Raw genomic sequence first — 21,133 nt, 5'->3', positions numbered from 1 at the left:
TTGTCGTGAGTAGGCTATCTAGTCTGGCACATTCTTCGAACGCCGTGTGCCCGTCGTTGTCATGCCTGTGCCGGGTCGTGATGGATCATGTCATAGAGCGTACGGGCCGCGCTCGACAGCGGATGACGTCGGCTCAACACCACGCCGAGCTCCCGGGGAATGTCGGGTGCCATCAGGGGGCGGTAAGCGATGCCGTCGGCAGCGATCTGGCGAAAGCTTAGCGAAGGCAACACGCTGATACCAAGCCCCGCCGCCACCATTCGGCCCACTGTCGCGATCTGACTGGCATCACACAGGATATCGAGCTTCACGCCGACGCGTTCCATGGTCTGGTCGATGTCCTGACGGGAACTCGACAGTCGGTTGATGCCGATGAATGGATCGTCGCCGAGAGCCGCCCACTCAACGCTCTCGTGACCCTCGAAAGGGTGGCCGGTGGGGAACACCACCACGTAGCGATCTACCAGGATGGGTTCGAAGAGCAGGTCGTCCCCGCCGCGTGGCGAGACAGACAGGCCGAAATCCGCCCGACCCTCTCGCACCAGGTGATCGACCTGATCTGCCAGCACGTCGTGCAGGCTCAGGTTGATGCGTGGATAGCGCTCGTGAAAGCGTTTGACCACTTTCGGAAAGAGTCCGGCCGCGAGGGTAGGGAGTGCAGCCACCGTCACCTTACCGCGCTGCTTGGAGAACTGCTCGCTCAAATCCTCGAAGGCCTCGTTCCAGTCTCCCAGCAGGCGAAGGGCGATGGGCAGGAAGGCATCCCCCTCTGGTGTCAGGGTGAGCTGACGCCCGGTGCGGGCAAACAGTGCCCCGCCCACGTTCTCCTCGAGCTTGCGCAAAGCGATGGAGATCGCTGGCTGAGAGAGATGAATGCGCTCGCTCGCCTCGGCAAAACTCTGGGACTGGGCTACCGCCACGAAAACACGAAGCTGCTTGATACTGGTGGTCATGATGTTGCCCTTCGGCTGGCGGAAGTCCTGGCATGTGGCAAGGCCCTGGGCAAGGCGTCAACCTCTATACTTTAGTCAATAGGTTAAGGCGCCCGCGTCTTGCACCCATGGGTAAAGAAGTCCGCGAGCCGCCTGGGGTCGGCCTTCGAAAGCTCATCTCGATTTAGTTTTATAAAGTAAAACATAAAATAAAAACAATTTAATATACAAAACATAATCCCCCTCGCATCGTGGCAGGGCATCGAGGCCTCGCGCTTGCCGGGTCACGCCGCATCCACAACAAGAAAGGCCCTTGAATGGGCTTTGGAGACTTCCCATGAAAACGCTACTCACCGCCATCATCGCCAGCACGGCATTGATCGCCGGCGCAGGCCAGGCTGACGAACGCTTGCTGATCGGCTCGACCTCGAGTTCATCAAGTCACTACAGCTACTTCGTTGCCATCAACCAGATCATCAATAGCCAGGTCGAGGGCGTGAGTTCCTCGGTGGCGGAAACCGGGGCGGCGGTGGACAACCTGCGTCGGCTGGGGCGCAACCAGATCGACATGGGCCTCGTGACCACCAATATCGGTTATCACGCCTATGCCGGCACACAGGAGTTCGAAGGACGCCCGGTGGATAACCGGCTGCTCTGGGTCTACACCGTCTCGCCTCAGAATGCGGTGATGCGCCAGGACGCAGGGGTAAGTACCTTCGGCGAGCTCGACGGCGTGCGTTTCAATCCAGGCATTACGGGTTCCGCCACCGAAAAGACCACCGAAGCCGTGATGCGTACGCTGGGGATCACGCCGGACTACGTGCGCGGCTCGACCACGGACATGGTTGATGCCATGAAGGATGGGCGCGTGATGGGGTCGGTCAAGTCCGGCGTGGGTGACCGACTGGATGGCTCCACCATGGACATCGCCACTTTTACCCCGATCAACGTGCTCTCCCTCGACGACGACCAGGCCCAGACCCTGCGCGACGAGATGCCCGATGTCGCCATCGTCGACGTACCCGAAGGCGCCGGCGACGGCATTCCTGCCTACACCACCTGGGCCTTCGGCGTCGCCGTGCATGCCCACCCGGACATGGATGAGGAAACCGCCTACCAGATCGTTAAGGCGGTCATGGAGAATCCCGAGCCCCAGGTCAACGCCTTCTCGGCAATGCGCGATGCGGATATCGCCCAGATGACCCTCGAGGTGGGAACGGTACCGCTTCACGCCGGCGCCGCGCGCTATTTCGAAGAGCAGGGATACGACATCCCCGACGCTCTGCAGCCCGTGCAGTAACGCGCAAGCGAAAGAACCACTGGAGAGGATGTCCATGCGTGATGTCATCATCAAGGGATTGGCGCTTTCCCTGGGAGGCCTGATCCTGTTCACCTCCGCCACCGGCCCTTTCGAGAGCCTGGTTCAGCGGAGTCTCTTTCTTGCGCTGGTCATCCTTCTGGGGCTTGCCATCTACCCGCTGGGGGCAGGCAAGCGCTGGCGCCCGGTGGGGGTGGGGGTCGACCTGGTGCTTGCCCTGGGCGTCGTTATGGCCTGCGCCTACGTGGCGCGCAACCACGAAAGTATCCTGGTCGAACTGCCCTGGGCGACGCCCCGGGACATGGCGCTTACCGGGGTGCTGCTGATCGCCATTCTGGAACTTTCCCGGCGGGCGATCGGCTGGATCTTTCCGCTGCTGGTGGTGGCCGGGCTCGCCTACGCCTGGCTCGGGGCCGTGATTCCGGGGCCGCTGGGCCATCGCGGTTTCGACCCCTACTACATGACCGAAACGCTCTACCTGGGTGATCTGGGCGTCTGGGGCATGCTGGTGGGCGTGGCCGCGACCACCATCGCCGCCTTCGTGCTGTTTGGCTGTCTGCTGCTGCATACCGGTGGGGGCAGCACCTTCATGGATCTGGCACTGCGTATCAGCGGGCGCTCCCCCGGCGGGGCGGCCAAGGTCGCGACCGTCGCCTCGGGGCTTTTCGGTATGGTCAGCGGCAGCGCCGTGGCCAACGTGGCCACCACCGGCAATTTCACCATTCCAATGATGAAGCGGCTCAACTACCCACGCCCCTTCGCGGCGGGGGTCGAAGCGGTCGCCTCCACAGGTGGACAGATCGCGCCCCCCATTCTCGGGGCGGCGGCGTTCATCATGGCCGAGATCATCGGCGAGAGTTACCTGCGTATCGCCCTGGCGGCGCTACTGCCGGCAGTACTTTTCTACCTGGGCGTGTTCCTTACGATCCACTTGGTAGCCACGCGCCGCGAACTCAAGGTGGTACCCGAGAACGAGCTGCCGCCCTGGGCGGAAATACGCCGACCCGAGCGGATCGTGCCGATTCTGGCCGCGCTCGGCGGGCTCTTCTACGGGGTACTGAGCGGGCGCTCGATTCAGATGTCAGCGTTCTACGGCATTCTGATGACGGTGCTGACCTTCGTGCCCTTCGCGCTGATCGCGCGCATGCCGCTCAAGGAGATCGTCGGCAAGCTCGTGGGCGGGCTGGTCGATGCGGGCAAGGGCATGGTCATCATCGGCGTGCTGCTGGCCGGTGCGCAGATTCTGGTCGCCATGATCGGCATGACCGGAATCGGCGTGACGCTGGCGAGCCTGATCGTCAACGTGGGCGGCGAGTCACTGTTTCTCGTGGCGCTGATCGTCGGCGGGGTCTGCCTGATTCTGGGCATGGGTATTCCTACCACTGCGGCCTACGTGCTGGTGGCTGCCGTGCTGGCGCCGGCGCTGACCACCATTGGCGTCGAGCCGCTCATCGCGCACCTGTTCGTGTTCTATTTCGCCACACTGTCGGTGATCACGCCGCCGGTCTGCATCGCGGTCTTCGTTGCCTCGGGAATCGCCGGCACCAACTGGCTGCCCGCGGCGGTGGAGGCGGTGCGTCTGGCGGCCGCGATCTACGTCATCCCGTTTCTGCTTCTGATCTACCCGGCGCTGGCGGGCTTTGGCTCGGGCTGGGACATCGCGCAGGCCAGTTCCCAAGGCATCGTGTTCGTCGTCGCCTTCGCCGCCCTCATGTCGCGCGCCATGATGACCGGCTACCGCGTGGTGGACGCGCTGGCCTTGATGCTGGTGATAGGCCTGGCGCTCATTCCCGGGTGGCTGACCACCTTCAGCGCGCTGGTGATCATCGTAGGGCTTTTCTGGCGCCGTCGCCAACGGCTCGGTAGTGACGCAGCGCGGGCCGCGCTCGCGCCTCGATCTTTCAAGGAGCACACCTCATGAGCTTTCTACTAGGTAGCGGCGCGGGGTTCTCCGGCGACCGCACCGACGCGGCCGAGGCGGTCGTGGCCGAACTCATCCAACGCGGCAAGCCTGCCGCCCTGGCCTTCGAAACGTTGGGCGAGCGCACGCTGGCCGCGGCGCACCGCGCCATGCGCGAAGACCCTTCGCAGGGGTTCGAACCGTTGATCGACGAGTTTCTGCCACCGGTGCTGCGCGACTGCGTCGATCACGGTATCACCATCCTGGGTAATTTCGGCGCCGCCAACCCGGAGGGCGCCTGTGCGCTGGTCAAAAAGCTTGCAGAGGAAGCGGGGTGTCCGGACATCGTTATCGCCCGGGTACATGGTGACGACATTCGCGACCGACTGCGCTCGCTCGACCTGACGCCCTGGGAGGCGGAGCGCCAGGCGCTGCCCGACGAAAGCGCGCTCATTTCGGCGAACGTCTACCTCGGCGCCAAGGCGCTGGTCGAGGCGCTTGCGCTCGAGGCCGACATCGTCGTCACCGGGCGCGTCGCCGATCCCGCGCTCTTTCTGGCGCCCTTGATGCATCATTTCCAGTGGCGCTGGGATGATTGGGATCGGCTCGCCTGCGGCATGATGGCCGGACACTTGGCCGAGTGCGGTGCCCAGGTCAGCGGCGGCTATTTCGCTGATCCGGGGGTCAAGGACGTGCCGGGTTTGGCCACCGTCGGGTACCCCATCATCGAAGTGGAAGAAGACGGGCGCCTTCTGGTGACCAAGCCCGCGGGCAGCGGGGGGCTCGTCACCGAACAGACCGTCAAGGAGCAGTTGCTGTACGAGGTTCACGACCCGGCCAACTATCTGACGCCGGACGTGGTGGTCGATTTATCCAACGCGACTGTGCGCCAGATCGGCCCGGACTGCGTCGAGGTGAGCGGCATTCGCGGCAAGCCGGCGCCCGAGCGTTTGAAGACCACCGTGTGCTACGACGGCGGCTGGCAGAGCGAGGCGGAGATCTCCTACGCCGGGCCCAATGCGCTTGCGCGCGCACGTCTCGCGGCGCGGGTGCTGCGCGAGCGGCTGTCGTTTCGCGCCCCGGCGGCGCTTCGCACGCGTTTCGACATCATCGGTCTTGCGAGCGTGTTCGACAGCGACGACGGCGAGCTTGGGCGTCTGACGGTGCCGGCCAATCCCGACGGCGACTATCGCCTGCGTCTGGCTGCCGAGCACCCGGAGCGGCGCTGGGTCGCGCGTGCGACGCAGGAGCTGCTCGCGCTCTACTGTGCAGGACCGGCGGGCGGGGGCGGCGTGCGACGCCAGTTCCAGCGGCGCGTATTCACCGCCTCTTATCTGGTTCGGCGCGACGACGTTCACGATTACGCTCGGCTATTCAATGCCGATGAACAGAAAGGACGTTTCCATGCTGCAGGCTGACAGGTCGCATCCGCTACGCGCCGTCAAGGCGACGCCTCTTCATCAGTTGGCTCACGCCAGGGCCGGGGACAAGGGCGACCGGCTCAATATCGCGCTGTTCGCTTATCAAATGCAGGATTACGACTTGCTCGTCGAGCAGTTGGACGAGACGCGGGTACTGGCGCTTTTCCAGCATCGCGGCGCCAGCCGCGTTCGCCGCTACCTGCTGCCCCATCTGGGCGGCATGAATTTCGTCATCGACGATGTTCTCCAGGGCGGTGTCAACGGAGCGCTCAACCTTGACGGCCACGGCAAGACGCTCTCTTTTCTGCTGCTTGGCGTGGAAATCGCCCGCTAACCCCTCGACTTAGGTGGTCATGACGCCCGCTGTGAAACGCCTTACCCTTCAAGGGTTGGTTCAACGATCCTGCATGTAAGGTAAGGAGCCGCTCTTGGCCACCTCGATCTCTCTGCAGCGCTACAAGGTGCTGCTCGCCGGCATTTTCAGCCAGCTTCTATGCGTGGGCGTGGCGCGCTTTGCCTATACGCCGCTTCTGCCGGTGATGCAGGGCGGCGGGCTATTGAGCGACGCCGAGGGTGGCTGGCTGGCCGCGCTCAACTACGCGGGCTACATGCTGGGCGCGGTGCTGGCGGCGTCGACCGGGAGCCTGGTGCTCAAGGATCGGCTCTACCGCGTGGGGCTGCTGCTGGCGGTGGTGACCACGCTCGGCATGGCGCTGGCCGACAACGTCGCGCTGTGGGCGGTGTGCCGCTTTCTGGCGGGACTTTCCAGCAGTGCCTCGATGCTTCTGGCCTCGGGGCTGATTCTGCACTGGCTGATCGCGCATGGAAGACGCAGCGAGCTGGGCATCCATTTCGCAGGCCTGGGCCTGGGGATCGTGCTGGCGGCGCTGGCGGTGGAGCTTCTACTGGCGCTTTCCATCGACTGGCGCGGCCAGTGGCTGTGGCTGGGCATCTTGGGCGCCGTGCTTGCGATTCCCGCCTGGCGATGGCTGCCGCCGCCGGCGAGCCGTGCTGCCAGCGCCTCTCGCAAGCCCGCGACGATACGCCCCGTCAGCGCGATCTTTCTGTGCCTGATGATGCCCGCCTACTTCTGCGCCGGCTATGGCTACGTGGTCAATGCCACCTTTCTCGTCGCGATCGTCGAGCGCGAACCGTCGCTTTCCGGCGCGGGCAACTGGGCCTTCGCGCTGGTCGGGTTATCGGCGGCGCTGACGGTGGTGATGTGGGATTTCATTGCCCGGCACGTTGGCTACCTGGGCGCGCTGGGGCTCGCCATGACCGTTCAGGTGGTTGGAATCTGGTTGCCGCTTTTCAGTACGAGCCTGCCCGCGCTCTGGCTCAGCGCGGCGCTCTACGGCGGCACCTTTCTGGGCTGTGTCTGCCTGGTGCTGACCATGGCAGGGAGGCTCTATCCGGACAACCCGGCCAGACTGATGGGGCAACTGACGCTCGCCTACGGCGCGGCGCAGATCATCGCCCCGGCGTTGACCGGCGTGCTGGTCGAAACCACCGGTGACTATCGGCTCGGGCTATGGCTGGCCGGTGCCCTGGTAGGGCTGGGCGCGCTGATCCTGATGGTGCTCAAGCGCCTGGATCGAACCGCCCAACGTCTCGATGCCGAGGCCAGGGCGTCCTGACATCGAAAGTTCTGGGTTTTTTGTGGAAAATCCTCCAGGATAGCGCCTTTTTTCGAGGACAGGACAACAACGCATGGCGTCTTCTGATCAACCGCGCGCGCAGTGGCTTGGCCGCTGGGGCTTCATGCTCGCCGCGACCGGCTCGGCGGTCGGACTCGGCAATATCTGGAAATTTCCCTACATGACCGGCGAGTACGGCGGCGGTACCTTCGTGCTGGTCTATCTGCTGTGCATCCTGCTGGTAGGGGTGCCGGTGATGATGGCCGAGATCGCTTTCGGGCGGCGAGGCCGGGGGAGCCCCGTCGACGCCTTCCGGCGTGTGGTCACGGAGTCAGGGCGCTCGCCGATGTGGTCGGTGCTGGGCTGGATGTCGATGCTCTGCGGCTTCTTGATCCTGTCGTTCTACGTGGTGGTTGCGGGCTGGTCGTTATCCTATCTGTGGAAATCCCTCAGCGGTGGCCTTAGCGCTGAAAGCATCGGGGCACTGGCGGACGTGTTCGACGCCAACAACGCCGACCCTCTCAATCTCGGTTTCTGGAGCACGCTGGTGACCCTCGTCACCATGCTGGTCGTCGGCAAGGGGGTTCAAAAGGGCATCGAGAGGAGCGTGAGCTGGATGATGCCGGGGCTGGTGCTGATGCTGGTACTGCTGATCGGTTTCGGCGCGTTCTCCGGCGGCTTCGGTGACGCCTTCGCGTTTCTGTTCTCGTTCAGTGCCGGGAGCCTTTCAAGCGAGGGCCTGCTGGCTGCACTCGGCCACGCTTTCTTTACCCTGTCGCTGGCCGCCGGCGCCATCCTGACCTACGGCAGCTACCTGCCCAGGAACGCCTCGATCGGGCGCACCACGCTCGCCGTGGCGCTGGCGGACACGGTCGTGGCGCTGATGGCGGGGCTCGCCATCTTCCCGGTGATCTTCGCCAATGGCATGGACCCGGCGGGCGGGCCGGGGCTGGTCTTCATGAGCCTGCCGATCGCCTTCCAGGCGATGCCGCTGGGCACGCTGTTCGAAATCCTGTTCTTTCTCATGCTGTCGATGGCTGCGCTCACCTCGTCGATCTCGATGGTCGAGGCGACGGTCTCCTGGCTCTGCGACAGCAAGGGTTTCACGCGGCGCTGGGCCTCGCTGGCAACGGGCCTCGTGCTGTGGCTCTTGAGCACCGCGGCGATGCTCTCGTTCAACCTCGGCGCAGACTGGACGCTGGCGGGCAAGACCTTCTTCGACTGGCTGGATTACCTGACCTCGCGCTGGCTGATGCCGCTGGGCGGGCTCGGCACCGTGCTGATCGCCGGGTTCCTGCTCAAAAAGAGCGTGATGCGCGACGAGCTGGGCCTCGGCCCGCGCCTTTACACGCTGTGGCTCCTGATGGCGCGCTACGTGAGTCCCTTGGGCATTCTGGTCATCTTCGCCGACCAGCTGGCACTTTTCACCGTGTCGTTCGCAGAGCACTGGCCGTGGCTGCTGGCGACCCTGGCCGTGATGATCCTGGTGGGCGAGCGCGTCAGCCCACGCCTGCGTTCGAGCCTGGCGCCGCGCTGAGCACCGTCAGACGGTGGCCCTCTGCGCGGCGATGAACTCACGCGAAAGCGGCGTCTGGCAGCGGGCGAACACTTCCTGCAGGAAGCGTTTGCGCGCGCCGCGGTAGTTGCCGCTGAGCAGCACCGCCTGCGTCAGGTGTGCCAGCAGCTCGGCCTGCCGGTCGGGCTCGAGCGCGGCGTACGCCTGCTGGGCACGTGGCCACTCCACCTCCAGGGTGGTGGGCCTTTCGGGAAGCGTGGCCAGAAGGCGCGAGAGCAACAGCACCAGGTTCGGGTGAGGGTGGTGGTTGCGCATGATGATTTCCCCCACGCCTTGGGCCAGCAGCTCGCGGGTCTGGTCCGGGGTGTGCGCAAGGTGCTGCATCAATTCTTCGATGCGCCGGGGACCGCAGGCCAGAAGATAGGCTTCCCGGGTGATGCGCGCCGCGATCCAGGCGTTCCACAGCGCGTAGAGCGGCGCCATGAGCATGGGAATGAAACCGCGCAGCGTCAGGCGCCCGAGCAGCCGGCGCATCACTGCGCGCAGCAGAAAACTGCTCATGCTGACCTTGAGCCGGTAGAGCAGCGCCCGTAGCGTCAGCTTCCAGCCGTGCAGGTAGGCGTGGGGGTCGACGCCGTAGATCAGGCTGCCAGGGCTTGGGTACTCCAGCGCGATGCGCGTCAGGCCCTGTACCGTCAGTTCCACCGTGGGCGGCTGGGGCAGGGTGGTTTGGTAGTCCAGGCCGGCGAAGTGTACCACCCGCGCCACGCCGCGCAGCGAGTTCCAGTAGAGAAAGCCGATCTCGAGCACGGTGATCACCCCGGCGAAGGCCATGTAGGCGCTCCAGTAGGGCAACTGCTCGCGCAACGACATTGCCTCCCAGTTGTCCACCCAGACCTGGCGCATCCACCATTCCGACCCGCCGATCAAGGTGCCCGAGACGATGCCCGCCAGCGCCGCCCACAGGATCACGAAGCGACGGCTGCGCTTGAGCGCTGCCGGGTCCGGGGCTGCCAGCGGCGGGGTTCGCGCGAGGCGACGTGCGATGTAGCGGCTGGCAAGGCGCTGGGCCCTGTCCGGGGAGGGGGCGAACGCTTGATCGGGGCGAGTCAGCGACATGGTAACCAGTGAGGCGATGAGTTTGAGTGATCAGGGTAGCGGCTAGGTTCGCTTCGCACACGCTTTGATTGCGCCGGGGTGGGTGCCCGCCTTCATCAGCTCGCCCCAGTGGGTGGTGAACCGGTCCGAGCGATGATGGCAGCGCAGTTGCCAGGCGGCCTTTTCCGGAGTGAGGCCGAAGCCGATCTTGCCTTGCCCCATACGCTGGTTGATGTCGTCGAGGGTCGCCATCAAGGCGGGGTGATGGCGGTGGCGCGGCGGCTGGTGCAAGAGCGAAAGCTGGTACTGCTCGGCGTCGACCAGATCCAGCAGCATCACGCCCGCCTTCATGAAGCGGTGCCCCGGGCGATAGATCTGCTCGAGCCCTTCGCGTACCGCGGCGAGCACCACCCGAGTATCGTCGCTGGGGGCGGCGAGCGGGATCATGGCGTGGGGAAAGTACTGCGGCTGCTCCGGGCGGTGGCGGTTGGTATTGAGAAACAGCATCACCGCCCGGGCGAGGCTGCGCTGCTCGCGCAGCTTTTCCGCACTGCGCTGGGCGTGGCGGCCGAGCGCCTCCAGCAGCTCCGACTTCACGCCGGTGGGCGTGCCGAAGGAGCGCGAGGTCATGATGCGCTGGCGCGGTGCGTCCAGCGCGTTCATTTCAAGACACGGCGTGCCGCGAAGCTCCAGCGCCGTGCGCGCCAGCACCACGGAGAAGCGCCGGCGCAGGTCGTGGTGGTCGCACTCGCGCAAATCCCAGGCGGTGTGGATGCGCTGCACTGCCAGCCGCTCGGCCAGGCGCCGACCGATGCCCCAGACCGCGTCGATCGGTGTCTGCTTCAAGAGCGCGGCGGTGTCGGCGGCGTCGGCGTGGAGCAGGCATACGCCCTGGTAGCGCGGGTGCTTCTTGGCCGCGTGGTTGGCGAGCTTGGCCAGCGTATGGGTCGGCGCGAGCCCCACGCACACGGGAAGCCCCAGATGGCGGCGAATGCGCCGCCGAAGCCAGGCGCCCAGCGCCTGGCAGCGCGCCGGGTCGAGCCCGTCGAGGTAGATGAACATCTCGTCGATGGAGTAGGGCGCCACCTGTGGGCAGGCGTCGCGCAGAAGCTGACAGAGCCTTCCCGACATGTCGCCGTAGAGTTCGTAGTTCGACGACTTCAGGCAGATACGCCCGGCGCGGTGGAGGCCGTCGAGCTTGAACGCGGGCGTGGCCATGGCGATGCCCATCGCCTTGAGCTCTTCTGAACGGGCGATGATGCAGCCATCGTTGTTGCTCATCACTCCTACCGGGCGGCCCTCTAGTTCAGGCTGGAAGACGCGCTCGCAGCTGACGTAGAAGTTGTTGGCATCGACCAGGCCGATCACGGCACGTACTCGTGGATCACCGCGCGCACCACGCCCCACAGCTGGCACTCGGTGCCCTCCAGCGGAAGCGGCGGATAGAGCGGGTGGGCGGAGCACAGGTGCGGCACGCCCTGATGAAGTGCGTAGCGCTTGATCAGCACCTCGCCGTCGAACAGTGCCACCAGAATATGGCCCAAGCGTGGCCGAACGCTGCGGTCCACCACCAAGAGATCACCATCGAAGATACCCCAGCCCTCCATGCTGTCGCCGGTGGCGCTCAGGTAGAACGTCTGCGTCGGGTTCTTGATCAGGCGCGTATTGAGATCCAGCGTGCGCTGCTCGTAATCCTGGGCCGGAGAAGGAAAACCGCTGAACCCCGCCCGGGCGCGCAGGGCGGGGAAGGCCAGAGGTTGAAAGGTGAGAGGCCTGGCTGTCGCAACGTGGAGGGGTTGAGGCGACATGGTGACGTCCTTGTGAATCGAGTAGTGTATTTATATACAGTATTCGATGCCGCCCCGAAAATTGCAAGGATTCAGGACCTACCTCAGCGCGCCAGCCACAGCCCCACGACAGCGGCGCTGATCACGGCGATGAAGAAAACGGTATTGCGAACACGGGTATCACGGCGAGGTTTCATGGCGCTACTCATCGACAAACAAGGGTTAGACAAATGAAGGTTAGACAAACAAGGGTTAAAAACGGCGTTCAAGAGCAAGAGCATGGTAACGTCTACGTCATGCAGCGTCATCACGACAGTCCGTCACCGATAGCCTGTCACCGATAGCCTGTCACCGATAGCATGAGAGACTCCCCCATGAACGATATTGCCCACGCCGCCCGGCCGCTCACGCTTGCCGGCAAACGCCTCGCCGCACTGACCTGGGGGCGCGAGGGGGCACCGGTCTGGCTCGCCCTGCACGGCTGGCTCGACAACGCCGCGAGCTTTTCGCGCCTGGCGCCGTGTCTGGCGCGGGCGCTGGACGTGCGCATCGTGGCGCTCGATTTTCGCGGTCACGGCCACTCCGAGCACGTCCCGCCCGGCGGCGACTACGCCCTGTGGGACTACGTCTTCGACGTGCTCGACGCGCTCGATGCGCTTGCCATCGAGCGTGCCACGCTCTTGGCGCACTCGATGGGCGCGGCGGTAGCCTGCGTGCTGGCGGCAACACTTCCCGAAAGGGTCGAGCGGCTGCTGCTGATCGATGGCCTCGGAGCGCTCAACACCGAGGCTCGCGAAAGTACGGCCCAGCTGCGCAAGGGGCTTCTGGCCCACCGGCGCCCCTCCTCGCGCTTGCCGCGCTATGCCGATATGGACGCCGCCGTGGCCGCCCGCGTGGCCGGCGGCGTGACGCCGGTCGGGCGTATCGCCATCTATCCGGTGGTCGAGCGCAACACCCGGGCCACCGCCGAGGGGCGGGTCGAGATGCGCACCGACGCCCGCCTGCTCAAGCCCTCGCTGGTACGCTTCACCCCGGAACAGGTACTGGCGCTGCTCGGCGAGATACAAGCACCGGTGCTGCTGGTAGAGGGCGAGCGGGGGATTCTCGGCCAGCGGCGCTGGTCGCAAGAGGCCCGTCAGGCGGTCGCCCGGCTGACCCGGGAGGTCCTGCCGGGCGGCCATCATCTTCACCTCGAGCCCGATTCTGTCGAGGCAGTGGCCGGCGTTATCGCCGCGTACTGCACGACGACCGCCGCTCGATCACGGAGCGTCGAATGAATAGAGCGAACAGCGTGGTGTCGAGGCAGCTCGACCCTGTCGGCCGTCGTGGCAACAAGGTGGCGCTGGTACTGGGCAGTGGCGGGGCGCGGGGCTATGCCCACATCGGCGTGATCGAGGCGCTGGAGGCGCGCGGCTTCGAGATCATCTCGATCGCCGGCTGCTCGATGGGCGCCTTGATCGCCGGCATCTACGCCTCCGGCAAGCTGCCCGCGTACCGCGAGTGGGTGTGCAACCTGGACTACCTGGATGTCCTGAAACTCGTCGACGTGACCTGGAGCCCGATGGGCGCGATGCGCGCCAGCAAGGTGATGAGCAAGCTCGAGTCCCTGATCGGCGACACGCTGATCGAAGACTTGCCCATCCCGGTGACTACCGTGGCAACGGATCTCGTGCGCCAGCGCGAGGTGTGGTTCCAGAAGGGGCCGCTCTTGCGCGCCATTCGCGCCTCCATTGCCGTGCCTGGGGTGATCACCCCGGTACACCTGAACGATCAGGTGCTGGTGGACGGCGGGCTCTTGAACCCGCTGCCGATGATGCCGATTCTCTCCGCCCACGAGGCGGATCTGGTGGTGGCGGTGAACGTCACCGCCCACAGCCCCCAGCCGGTGACGCTGGAGGAGCTTTTGCCCAAGGAGGTGGAGGCGCGCAGCCAGCAGGAACGCGACCGGGAGGCCCGCCTGGGGGGCTGGATGAGCGAGGTGCGCGCCGCCACCCGGCGGCTGTGGGACGGTTTCGGTGCCCAGAACGACGAGGAGGGAGAGGAGAGCCTCGAGGCGCGCGGGCAGCGCGAGTGGGGCAAGCTCGACATGATCCTGGAATCCTTCGACATCACCCAGGCGGCGCTGGCCAAGTACAAGGTGGCGGGCTACCCGCCGGACGTGCTGATCGAGATTCCCAAGACGGTATGCAGCACCTACGAGTTTCACCGCGCCAAGGACCTGATCCGCCTGGGCCGCCACATGGGCGACGAGGCGCTCGAGCGGCGCATGCCGGGCATCGCTTCTGATGCCACCGAGTAGGGAGGCGGCGGAGCAGGCGACTCAGCGCGGGCGGCGCAGCAGCACGTAGAGCGCACCGGTGCCGCCGTCGGCGTCCACCGCCGAACAGAACGCCAGCACCCCCGGCCACTCCCTGAGCCAGGCGTTGGCGTGGCTCTTGAGTACCGGGAAATCCGCCGTGGCGCCCCAGGCCTTGCCGTGTACCACCAGCACGCAGTGAAGGTGCTGGGCGGCGGCGTCGGTCAAAAAGCTCTCGAGCTCGGTGCGCGCTTCCTCCAGGGTGTAGCCGTGAAGGTCGAGCCCCGCCTGCCAGGGCGTCTGGCCACGCTTGAGCTGGCTGACGGTGCGGTAGGGCAGATCGGGCAGCGCGAACTCCAGATACTCCGACGGGCGCACCGCCTCCACGCGGCCATCCGAGGTGCGCCCGGTGGGGGTCTGCGCGGCCCCCTTCACCGCCGCCGCGCGCCGCGCCGCCTGGGCATCCGGCTGAGGCTTCGGCTTGCCCGGGTCGGCCAGGTCGCTGGTGAGCCGCCGCACGCCCGCCTGCTCGAGCGCCTGGCGAAAGGCGCTGATCTCTTCTTCGTTGGGCGCAGGGCGGCGTCGCGACATGACAGGCTCACAGGTGGTGGAAGGGGGCGAAGTCGAAAGCGCACAGTATAGCGGGCTTGACGTCGCTGTGAACCGGGCGGCGTCGAGGGTACAATCACCGACCGACGATTCAACCTGGCATGGCCGCCCGCGCGGGCCATCGCCGCGACCCAGGAGCCCCCGTGACCACGCACCTCAACGCCGAGACCTCTCCCTCCACGCTGTCGCTGCCGGATTCGACATTGACCAGCGACCTGATCACCCTGCGCGACTACCTGCGCTGGGTGACCAGCGAGTTCTACCTGGCGGGGCTGCACTACGGCCACGGCACCGATACCGCCTGGGACGAGGCCGTCGCCCTGTGCCTGGGTGCGCTGCACCTGCCCTGGAACGTCGATCCGAGCGTTCAGGACGCACGGCTTCTGCCGGTGGAGCGCCAGCGCATCATCGAGCTCGCCCGCAAGCGCGTGAGCACCCGCGCGCCGCTGCCGTACCTGCTGGGCGAGGCGTTCTTCGCGGGCTACCCCTTCGACGTCGACGAGCGCGTGCTGATCCCGCGTTCGCCGATCGCCGAGCTGATCCTCGACGGCTTCGGCGCCTGGTTCGATCACGAGCCGCCGGAGCACGTGCTCGACCTGTGCACGGGCTCGGGCTGCATCGGTATCGCCACGGCCTTGGTGCTGCCCACCTGCCACGTGACGCTGGCGGACCTGAGCCCGGAGGCGCTGGCGGTGGCAAAACAGAACATCACCCGTCACGACGTCGGCGACCGGGTGCGGGCGGTCGAGTCCGATGTCTTCGATGCCCTCGAAGGCCAGCGCTTCGATCTGATTGTCTCCAATCCGCCCTACGTCGACGCCCGGGATCTCGCCACCATGCCGGCGGAGTACCGCCACGAGCCTTCGCTTGCGCTTGGCGCAGGCAGCGACGGGCTCGACATCGTGCGCCGCATCCTGCGCGAGGCGCGCGATCATCTGACCGACGACGGCTGGCTGATCGTCGAGGTCGGCAACTCCGATCGCCACGTCGAGGCGGCCTTCCCCGAGGTCGGCTTCATGTGGCTTGAATTCGAGCACGGCGGCCAGGGCGTCTTCGCCATCAGCGCCGCGGAACTCGACGCCCACGCGGCGTCCTTTGCGTAAGGAACCAGCACCATGTCCGGCAATACCTTCGGCAAGCTTTTTAGCGTGACCACCTTCGGCGAGAGCCACGGCGTAGCGCTTGGCGCCATCGTCGACGGCTGCCCGCCAGGCATCGAGATCAGCGAGCAGGCGCTGCAGGTCGAGCTCGACCGCCGCCGCCCGGGGAGCTCGCGCCACACCACCCAGCGCAAGGAAGCCGACGAGGTGAAGATTCTTTCCGGTGTGTTCGAAGGCAAGACCACCGGCACCTCGATCGGCCTTCTGATCGAGAACACCGACCAGCGCTCGAAAGACTACTCCAAGATCAAGGATCAGTTCCGCCCGGCCCACGCCGACTACACCTACCACCACAAGTACGGCCACCGCGACTACCGCGGGGGCGGGCGCTCCAGCGCCCGGGAAACCGCCATGCGCGTCGCCGCCGGCGCCATCGCCAAGAAGGTGCTCGCCGGGCACGGTATCCAGGTGCGCGGCTACATGAGCCAGCTCGGCCCCATCGAGATCGACTTCAAGAGCTGGAAGAGCGTCGAGCAGAACGCGTTCTTCTGCCCGGACCCGGACCGCGTCGCCGAGCTCGAGGCCTACATGGACCAACTGCGCCGCGACCAGGACTCGATCGGCGCCGAGATCACCGTGATTGCCGACGGCGTGCCGGTGGGCCTCGGCGAGCCGGTGTTCGACCGGCTCGACGCCGAGCTCGCCCATGGGCTGATGAGCATCAACGCGGTGAAGGGCATCGAGATCGGCGCCGGCTTTAAAAGCGTCACCCAGCGTGGCAGCGAGCACCGCGACGAGCTGACCCCGGAGGGCTTTCTCTCCAATCAGGCCGGCGGCATCCTCGGCGGTATCTCCAGCGGCCAGCCGATCGTCGCGCGCATCGCGCTCAAGCCGACCTCGAGCATCACCACGCCCGGGCGCTCCATCGACGTGCACGGCGCGCCGGTCGAGGTGATCACCAAGGGCCGACACGACCCTTGCGTCGGCATTCGCGCGACTCCCATCGCCGAGGCGATGATGGCGATCACGCTGCTTGATCACCTGCTGCGTCATCGCGGCCAGAACGGCGATGTCTCGGTTGGCACGCCGAAGCTCGGCCAGCGCTGAGCCGCGCTGCTACACTCGAAGCAGGGTGCCAAGACCAACGATCACCGACAGGGGAGTGGGCCATGAAGATCAACGTCGAGTTCGACCTGACGCCGGAGGAGTTTCGCCAGTCGCTGGGGCTTCCCGATGTCGAAGCCTTCCAGCAGCACTTGCTGGACAACATCCAGCGCCAGATGGAGTCCGGGGTAGAGGGCTACGACCCGATGAGCCTGATGCGCCCCTTCCTGCAGCAGCCGATGATGCAGCAGGGCCTCTCCCAGGGGCTCGCCCACTTCGGTACCTACCAGCAGATGATGCTGGACATGCTGAGGCAGGCCGGCAGCGCCGGCGCCAAGGCGACAGAGGCGCCCGATGAGCCGCCGACGCCGGAAGACGCCGCCCCGAAGCGCCGCGCGAGCGCTTCGTCGCGCTCGCGCGCGAGCACGCGCGAGAAGAAGTAGGTCGCGCGGTTTTGCGCAGCGCCGACCCAGCCGCTACGCTCTTGAATAGCGGCGGTGTTCGTTTCAGGTCGAAAGAGCGTTAACCACGCCTGTTGACGAGCGCGTGTCGCAAACGTATGACTATGAGATACGGCGCGGTGGCCGGGCGGTCGCTCGATGGATGCAGGATCGTGGCCTCTTTGCTGACGTGCGAATGCGCAGTACATGGCGATGCCGCGACGCGCATCGCTTTCTGTTGACTTTCCAGAGGAGCCAGGATCATGCAGGACAAGATGTTCGACGCCTTCAATGGCCAGACCCGCCAGCTGTTCGAGCCGATGCGCAGGATGAACGCACTGATGCTCGACAACATGGAAAAGCTCACCCACTACCAGCTCGAGGCAATGCAGCGCTACAGCCAGCTGGGCACCGAACGCCTGCGCCGCGCCACCGAGATCGACGATGCCGACAGCCTGCGTGATTTCGGCTCCCAGCAGGCCGAAATGATGAAGGAACTCTCCCAGCAGATGCAGGAAGACGCTCGCGCCATGAGCGAGATGAGTCTCGAGTTCAAGTCCCAGATGGAGAAGCTGTTCAGCGATACCGGCCGCCGGGTGGGCGAGCAGGTCAACGTCGCCGGCCAGAAGATGCGCGAACAGGCCGATGCTGCCGTCAAGGGGGCTCCCGGGGCCCAGGCGTCCAGCCAGTCCACGCGCAAGAAGTGATCGCGAACGCATACGGCGCCTTCGGGCGCCGTCTTTTTTTGTGATGCACGCCAACGGGCAGGTGAGGCAAGGGGGAGGGGACGATGCAATCAGCGTGGAGCGGGGCAGCGCAGGGCTTTACCCAAGAGGAGATGAGCGCGTGGAAGCGCGTTCTCGACGAGGTCGGCGAGCAGTACCAGGGCCTGATGGAGGATCTGCTCGCGCGCATGGCGCCGAGCGAGGCCGCCGACTCGGTCTACAGTGACATGCGCGCGAGTTTCGAGGCGGCCGCCCAGGCGCTGATGGGCAATCCGGCGCTCGTCTGGCAGACCCAGGCCCGCCTGGCCCAGGATCAGTGGCTCCTGTGGCAGCAGGGCATGCGCGCGCTGGCCGGCGAAGCGGTGACGCCACTGATCCAGCCCGCCAAGGGAGATCGCCGTTTCAAGGATGATGCCTGGACGAGCGAGCCGTTCTATCTCTCCTTGATGCAGCAATACCTGTTGTTCTCGCAATCCGTCGACGAGCTGATCGCCGGCCTCGACGGGCTCGACGACGCGAGCCGGCGCAATCTCACCTTCTACGCCCGCCAACTGGTCAGCGCCATGTCGCCGTCGAACTTCATCTCGACCAACCCCGAGGTGGTCAAGCGCACCCTGGAAACCCGGGGCCAGAACCTGCTCGATGGCCTGACGCGGCTGCGCAAGGACCTCGCCAACTCCAGCGAAGGCATCAACGTGGCCATGACCGACCGCCAGGCTTTCGCCGTCGGCGAGAACATCGCCGTCACGCCCGGGTCGGTGGTGTTCGAGAACGAATTGATCCAGCTGATCCAGTACGCACCGGCCACGGAAACAGTATTCAAGACGCCGCTGCTGATCGTGCCGCCCTGGATCAACAAGTACTACATTCTTGATCTGCGCGAGGACAACTCGCTGGTCAAGTGGCTCGTCGACCAAGGCCATACGGTATTTCTGATCTCCTGGCGCAACCCTGGCCCCGAGCAGCACGACGTTACCTGGGCGGACTACATGCAGATGGGGCCCATCGCCGCCATGGAGGCGATCGAACGCGCCTGCGGCGAGAAGTCGGTGAACCTGGTCAGCTACTGCGTGGGCGGCACGCTCACCGCCTCGACGATGGCATACCTCACCAGTACCCGGCGCGCGCGCAAGGTCAAGTCGGTTACCTACATGGCCACGCTCCAGGATTTCCGCGACCCCGGCGACATCGGCGTGTTCCTGAACGAGACCGTGGTGCAGGGGATCGAGCGCTCGATGCAGCTCAAGGGCTATCTCGATGGCCGCTCCATGGCCTACACCTTCAACCTGCTGCGCGAGAACGACCTGTTCTGGTCGTTCTTCGTCAACAACTACCTGAAGGGCGAGGTGCCCGCGGCGTTCGACCTGCTCTACTGGAACACCGACGGCACCAATCTGCCTGCGGCGACCCACGGCTGGTACCTGCGCCACCTGTATCTGGAGAACCGGCTGGTCGAACCCGGCGGTATCGAGCTCGACGGGGTCAAGATCGACCTGCGCAAGGTCTCGACGCCGAGCTACTTCGTTTCGGCGAAGGAGGACCATATCGCCAAGTGGAACAGCACCTACCATGGCGCGCTTCTACCCAAGGGGCCGGTCACCTTCGTGCTGGGCGGCTCCGGCCATATCGCCGGCATCGTCAATCCGCCGCACAAGCAGAAGTACGGCTACTGGACCAACGATGCCCGGCCTGCCGCTCCCGAGGCGTGGCTCGATGGCGCACAGTACCACGACGGCTCCTGGTGGCCGCACTGGCAGGCATGGATCACCCAGAACGGCTACGTGGATACGCACAAGCAGGTAGTCGCGCGGGTGCCGGGCAGCGGGGCACTCGGGGTCATCGAGCCGGCACCGGGGCGCTACGTGCGTCAGACCATCCCCGAGGTGCTCGGCGAAGCGCTCAAGGGGGCGCCCTCCGAGTAAATCAATACGTCTCCGGGCACAACGCTGCCGGGCTTTTTTTCATGGGGTGCGTTCACCGGACAAATTGTCGCATTGTGCTGGCAGTGGCTTAAAAGAGCGCTAAGGTAGGCCTCATGAAAGCGCCTTTGGCGCTGCCGATTTCAACCCATGCTTTACGGAGTCACGCCATGCTGAATGCACTGTCCAACGCCCGACGTCACGTCATGCCGACTCTCCTTGGCGCCGCCATTCTGCTGGGCGCCGTAAACGCCCAGGCAAGCGATGTCAGCGTCTCCAACGCGCGCCTGAGCCTGCTGCCCGGGAACACCCCTGGCGCCGGCTACTTCGATATCGAGAATGGCAGTGAGTCGGCGATCACGCTGACCGGTGCCGACAGCGAGGCGTTCGAGGCGATCGAGCTTCACGAAAGCATGGAGCACGACGGTATGGCCCACATGCACGGCGTCGAAAGCGTCGAGATCGGCCCCGGTGAAACGTTCAGCTTCGCGCCGCGCGGCCACCATCTGATGTTCATGGACCGCCTCGCGCCGCTGACCGAAGGTGACGAGGTCGAGGTGACCCTCGATATCGACGGCGAACCGCTGCCCGTCACATTCGACGTGGTCTCGCCTGCCTCGTTGTGATCCGATCCCCGAGTGAATCCAGAGAACGTCTCGCATGATGAAAAGAATGCTTTTGCCGCTTCTTGCCGCGGCCCTGCTGGTGGGCTGTGCCGACGAGGAGTTTCGCACCACCGATATCGAGGAGATCATGCCGTCGCTCGAGTTCGCGCTGACCGATGGTGACGGCGAGCCCGCCCGTGCGGAGGATTATCGCGGCAAGACTACGCTGGTCTACTTCGGCTACACCCAGTGTCCAGACGTCTGTCCGCTGACGCTGGCGCGCTTCGCCTCGATCTTCAACGAGCTGTCCGAGGCCGAGCGCGACGACGTGCAGATGCTGCTGATCTCGGTGGACCCCGAACGCGACACCCCCGAGGTGCTCAAGCGCTACACCGGCGCTTTCGGGCCCGAGTTCACTGGCCTGACCGGCGACAAGGAAGAGATCGACGCGCTGACCAATCGTTACCGCATCGCCTACAGCTTCGAGGAGCCCAACGAGCGTGGCGATTACATCGTCAACCACTCGAGCGCCGTGTTCGCCTTCAACGCCGAGGGCCAGCCGCGCTTTCTGGTACGCGACCCGCATTCCAACCAGGACGTGCTTGCCGACCTTCGCCAGGTGATCGCGGAAGGCTGAGTTTTTCGGTTCGCAATGAAGCAAAAAAAGCGCCTGTCGAAGGCGCTTTTTTCATGTCCGGTTTTACATGTCTGCGGGTGTGAGCGGCG

The 21,133-nt window shown here is 65.4% G+C and carries 20 protein-coding genes; 15 read left to right on the top strand and 5 right to left on the bottom strand.

Annotated elements, in window-relative coordinates:
- Nucleotides 1-59 precede the first annotated feature (59 nt).
- Nucleotides 60-953, bottom strand: a complete 894-nt coding sequence (locus GEV37_RS06010; RefSeq protein ID WP_227389337.1) for a LysR family transcriptional regulator — start codon at nucleotides 951-953, stop codon at nucleotides 60-62.
- Nucleotides 954-1,269: 316 nt separating this feature from the next.
- Here GEV37_RS06010 and GEV37_RS06005 point away from each other — a divergent pair, with 316 nt between their 5' ends.
- The 6 genes from GEV37_RS06005 to GEV37_RS05980 all read left to right on the top strand — a co-directional run bounded on the left by GEV37_RS06005 (nucleotide 1,270) and on the right by GEV37_RS05980 (nucleotide 8,745).
- Entirely contained in the window at nucleotides 1,270-2,232 is a 963-nt protein-coding gene (locus GEV37_RS06005) for a TAXI family TRAP transporter solute-binding subunit (RefSeq protein ID WP_227389336.1), read from the top strand.
- Between the two features lie 34 nt (nucleotides 2,233-2,266).
- The gene (locus GEV37_RS06000; protein ID WP_227389335.1) at nucleotides 2,267-4,171 is read left to right on the top strand and encodes a TRAP transporter permease; all 1,905 of its coding nucleotides are present in this window, start codon (nucleotides 2,267-2,269) and stop codon (nucleotides 4,169-4,171) included.
- The gene (locus tag GEV37_RS05995) at nucleotides 4,168-5,568 is read left to right on the top strand and encodes an acyclic terpene utilization AtuA family protein (protein WP_227389334.1); all 1,401 of its coding nucleotides are present in this window, start codon (nucleotides 4,168-4,170) and stop codon (nucleotides 5,566-5,568) included. The genes GEV37_RS06000 and GEV37_RS05995 overlap by 4 nt, the downstream gene beginning before the upstream one ends.
- Complete coding sequence (locus GEV37_RS05990; RefSeq protein WP_227389333.1) at nucleotides 5,555-5,905, top strand: AtuA-related protein; 351 nt, start codon at nucleotides 5,555-5,557, stop codon at nucleotides 5,903-5,905. The genes GEV37_RS05995 and GEV37_RS05990 overlap by 14 nt, the downstream gene beginning before the upstream one ends.
- A 94-nt stretch (nucleotides 5,906-5,999) precedes the next feature.
- The gene (locus GEV37_RS05985) at nucleotides 6,000-7,208 is read left to right on the top strand and encodes a YbfB/YjiJ family MFS transporter (protein ID WP_227389332.1); all 1,209 of its coding nucleotides are present in this window, start codon (nucleotides 6,000-6,002) and stop codon (nucleotides 7,206-7,208) included.
- A gap of 73 nt (nucleotides 7,209-7,281) precedes the next feature.
- The gene (locus tag GEV37_RS05980; RefSeq protein ID WP_227389331.1) at nucleotides 7,282-8,745 is read left to right on the top strand and encodes a sodium-dependent transporter; all 1,464 of its coding nucleotides are present in this window, start codon (nucleotides 7,282-7,284) and stop codon (nucleotides 8,743-8,745) included.
- Nucleotides 8,746-8,751: 6 nt separating this feature from the next.
- Here GEV37_RS05980 and GEV37_RS05975 read toward each other — a convergent pair whose 3' ends face one another.
- The 3 genes from GEV37_RS05975 to GEV37_RS05965 are packed head-to-tail and all read right to left on the bottom strand — an operon-like array spanning nucleotide 8,752 to nucleotide 11,630.
- Nucleotides 8,752-9,843, bottom strand: coding sequence for an LBF_2804 family protein (locus GEV37_RS05975; protein ID WP_227389330.1), 1,092 nt, complete (start codon nucleotides 9,841-9,843; stop codon nucleotides 8,752-8,754).
- Nucleotides 9,844-9,885: 42 nt separating this feature from the next.
- Nucleotides 9,886-11,190 carry a Y-family DNA polymerase gene (locus GEV37_RS05970; RefSeq protein WP_227389329.1) on the bottom strand — a complete coding sequence of 435 codons (1,305 nt, stop codon included), beginning with the start codon at nucleotides 11,188-11,190 and terminating at the stop codon, nucleotides 9,886-9,888.
- Nucleotides 11,187-11,630, bottom strand: coding sequence for a LexA family protein (locus tag GEV37_RS05965; RefSeq protein WP_227389328.1), 444 nt, complete (start codon nucleotides 11,628-11,630; stop codon nucleotides 11,187-11,189). Before GEV37_RS05965 ends, GEV37_RS05970 begins: the two co-directional genes overlap by 4 nt.
- Nucleotides 11,631-11,983: 353 nt before the next feature.
- Between GEV37_RS05965 and GEV37_RS05960 the strand changes: the two genes are divergently transcribed.
- Nucleotides 11,984-12,886, top strand: a complete 903-nt coding sequence (locus GEV37_RS05960; protein ID WP_227389327.1) for an alpha/beta fold hydrolase — start codon at nucleotides 11,984-11,986, stop codon at nucleotides 12,884-12,886.
- Nucleotides 12,883-13,908 (top strand): patatin-like phospholipase family protein, encoded by a 1,026-nt coding sequence (locus GEV37_RS05955; protein WP_227389326.1) that lies wholly within the window; start codon nucleotides 12,883-12,885, stop codon nucleotides 13,906-13,908. The genes GEV37_RS05960 and GEV37_RS05955 overlap by 4 nt, the downstream gene beginning before the upstream one ends.
- 21 nt (nucleotides 13,909-13,929) lie before the next feature.
- Here the strand turns inward: GEV37_RS05955 and GEV37_RS05950 are convergent, their stop codons facing one another.
- Nucleotides 13,930-14,496, bottom strand: coding sequence for a Smr/MutS family protein (locus GEV37_RS05950; RefSeq protein WP_227389325.1), 567 nt, complete (start codon nucleotides 14,494-14,496; stop codon nucleotides 13,930-13,932).
- A 161-nt stretch (nucleotides 14,497-14,657) separates the two neighbouring features.
- Between GEV37_RS05950 and prmB the strand changes: the two genes are divergently transcribed.
- The 7 genes from prmB to GEV37_RS05915 all read left to right on the top strand — a co-directional run bounded on the left by prmB (nucleotide 14,658) and on the right by GEV37_RS05915 (nucleotide 21,044).
- Nucleotides 14,658-15,617 carry a 50S ribosomal protein L3 N(5)-glutamine methyltransferase gene (gene prmB / locus GEV37_RS05945; RefSeq protein ID WP_227389324.1) on the top strand — a complete coding sequence of 320 codons (960 nt, stop codon included), beginning with the start codon at nucleotides 14,658-14,660 and terminating at the stop codon, nucleotides 15,615-15,617.
- Between the two features lie 12 nt (nucleotides 15,618-15,629).
- Nucleotides 15,630-16,721, top strand: a complete 1,092-nt coding sequence (aroC, locus tag GEV37_RS05940; RefSeq protein WP_227389323.1) for a chorismate synthase — start codon at nucleotides 15,630-15,632, stop codon at nucleotides 16,719-16,721.
- Nucleotides 16,722-16,783: 62 nt separating this feature from the next.
- Entirely contained in the window at nucleotides 16,784-17,161 is a 378-nt protein-coding gene (locus tag GEV37_RS05935) for a hypothetical protein (RefSeq protein WP_227389322.1), read from the top strand.
- Between the two features lie 260 nt (nucleotides 17,162-17,421).
- Complete coding sequence (locus tag GEV37_RS05930; RefSeq protein WP_227389321.1) at nucleotides 17,422-17,865, top strand: phasin family protein; 444 nt, start codon at nucleotides 17,422-17,424, stop codon at nucleotides 17,863-17,865.
- 83 nt (nucleotides 17,866-17,948) lie between these two features.
- The gene (gene phaC, locus GEV37_RS05925) at nucleotides 17,949-19,805 is read left to right on the top strand and encodes a class I poly(R)-hydroxyalkanoic acid synthase (RefSeq protein ID WP_227389320.1); all 1,857 of its coding nucleotides are present in this window, start codon (nucleotides 17,949-17,951) and stop codon (nucleotides 19,803-19,805) included.
- A 167-nt stretch (nucleotides 19,806-19,972) separates the two neighbouring features.
- Complete coding sequence (locus GEV37_RS05920) at nucleotides 19,973-20,428, top strand: copper chaperone PCu(A)C (RefSeq protein ID WP_227389319.1); 456 nt, start codon at nucleotides 19,973-19,975, stop codon at nucleotides 20,426-20,428.
- Nucleotides 20,429-20,462: 34 nt separating this feature from the next.
- The gene (locus tag GEV37_RS05915; RefSeq protein ID WP_227389318.1) at nucleotides 20,463-21,044 is read left to right on the top strand and encodes an SCO family protein; all 582 of its coding nucleotides are present in this window, start codon (nucleotides 20,463-20,465) and stop codon (nucleotides 21,042-21,044) included.
- Nucleotides 21,045-21,133 lie beyond the last annotated feature (89 nt).

Origin of the sequence: Vreelandella malpeensis (genome assembly GCF_020622355.1) — a bacterium.
In the GTDB taxonomy this organism is placed as follows: domain Bacteria; phylum Pseudomonadota; class Gammaproteobacteria; order Pseudomonadales; family Halomonadaceae; genus Vreelandella; species Vreelandella malpeensis.
The sequence above is the reverse complement of the archived record's forward strand: the minus strand, read 5'-3'. Positions and strand labels throughout refer to the sequence as shown.

Coding starts and splice junctions, on each gene's coding strand:
- GEV37_RS06010 (WP_227389337.1), bottom strand. CDS start 953: ATGACCACCAGTATCAAGCAGCTTCGTGTTTTCGTGGCGGTAGCCCAG.
- GEV37_RS06005 (WP_227389336.1), top strand. CDS start 1,270: ATGAAAACGCTACTCACCGCCATCATCGCCAGCACGGCATTGATCGCC.
- GEV37_RS06000 (WP_227389335.1), top strand. CDS start 2,267: ATGCGTGATGTCATCATCAAGGGATTGGCGCTTTCCCTGGGAGGCCTG.
- GEV37_RS05995 (WP_227389334.1), top strand. CDS start 4,168: ATGAGCTTTCTACTAGGTAGCGGCGCGGGGTTCTCCGGCGACCGCACC.
- GEV37_RS05990 (WP_227389333.1), top strand. CDS start 5,555: ATGCTGCAGGCTGACAGGTCGCATCCGCTACGCGCCGTCAAGGCGACG.
- GEV37_RS05980 (WP_227389331.1), top strand. CDS start 7,282: ATGGCGTCTTCTGATCAACCGCGCGCGCAGTGGCTTGGCCGCTGGGGC.
- GEV37_RS05975 (WP_227389330.1), bottom strand. CDS start 9,843: ATGTCGCTGACTCGCCCCGATCAAGCGTTCGCCCCCTCCCCGGACAGG.
- GEV37_RS05965 (WP_227389328.1), bottom strand. CDS start 11,630: ATGTCGCCTCAACCCCTCCACGTTGCGACAGCCAGGCCTCTCACCTTT.
- GEV37_RS05960 (WP_227389327.1), top strand. CDS start 11,984: ATGAACGATATTGCCCACGCCGCCCGGCCGCTCACGCTTGCCGGCAAA.
- GEV37_RS05955 (WP_227389326.1), top strand. CDS start 12,883: ATGAATAGAGCGAACAGCGTGGTGTCGAGGCAGCTCGACCCTGTCGGC.
- GEV37_RS05950 (WP_227389325.1), bottom strand. CDS start 14,496: ATGTCGCGACGCCGCCCTGCGCCCAACGAAGAAGAGATCAGCGCCTTT.
- aroC (WP_227389323.1), top strand. CDS start 15,630: ATGTCCGGCAATACCTTCGGCAAGCTTTTTAGCGTGACCACCTTCGGC.
- GEV37_RS05935 (WP_227389322.1), top strand. CDS start 16,784: ATGAAGATCAACGTCGAGTTCGACCTGACGCCGGAGGAGTTTCGCCAG.
- GEV37_RS05930 (WP_227389321.1), top strand. CDS start 17,422: ATGCAGGACAAGATGTTCGACGCCTTCAATGGCCAGACCCGCCAGCTG.
- phaC (WP_227389320.1), top strand. CDS start 17,949: ATGCAATCAGCGTGGAGCGGGGCAGCGCAGGGCTTTACCCAAGAGGAG.
- GEV37_RS05920 (WP_227389319.1), top strand. CDS start 19,973: ATGCTGAATGCACTGTCCAACGCCCGACGTCACGTCATGCCGACTCTC.
- GEV37_RS05915 (WP_227389318.1), top strand. CDS start 20,463: ATGATGAAAAGAATGCTTTTGCCGCTTCTTGCCGCGGCCCTGCTGGTG.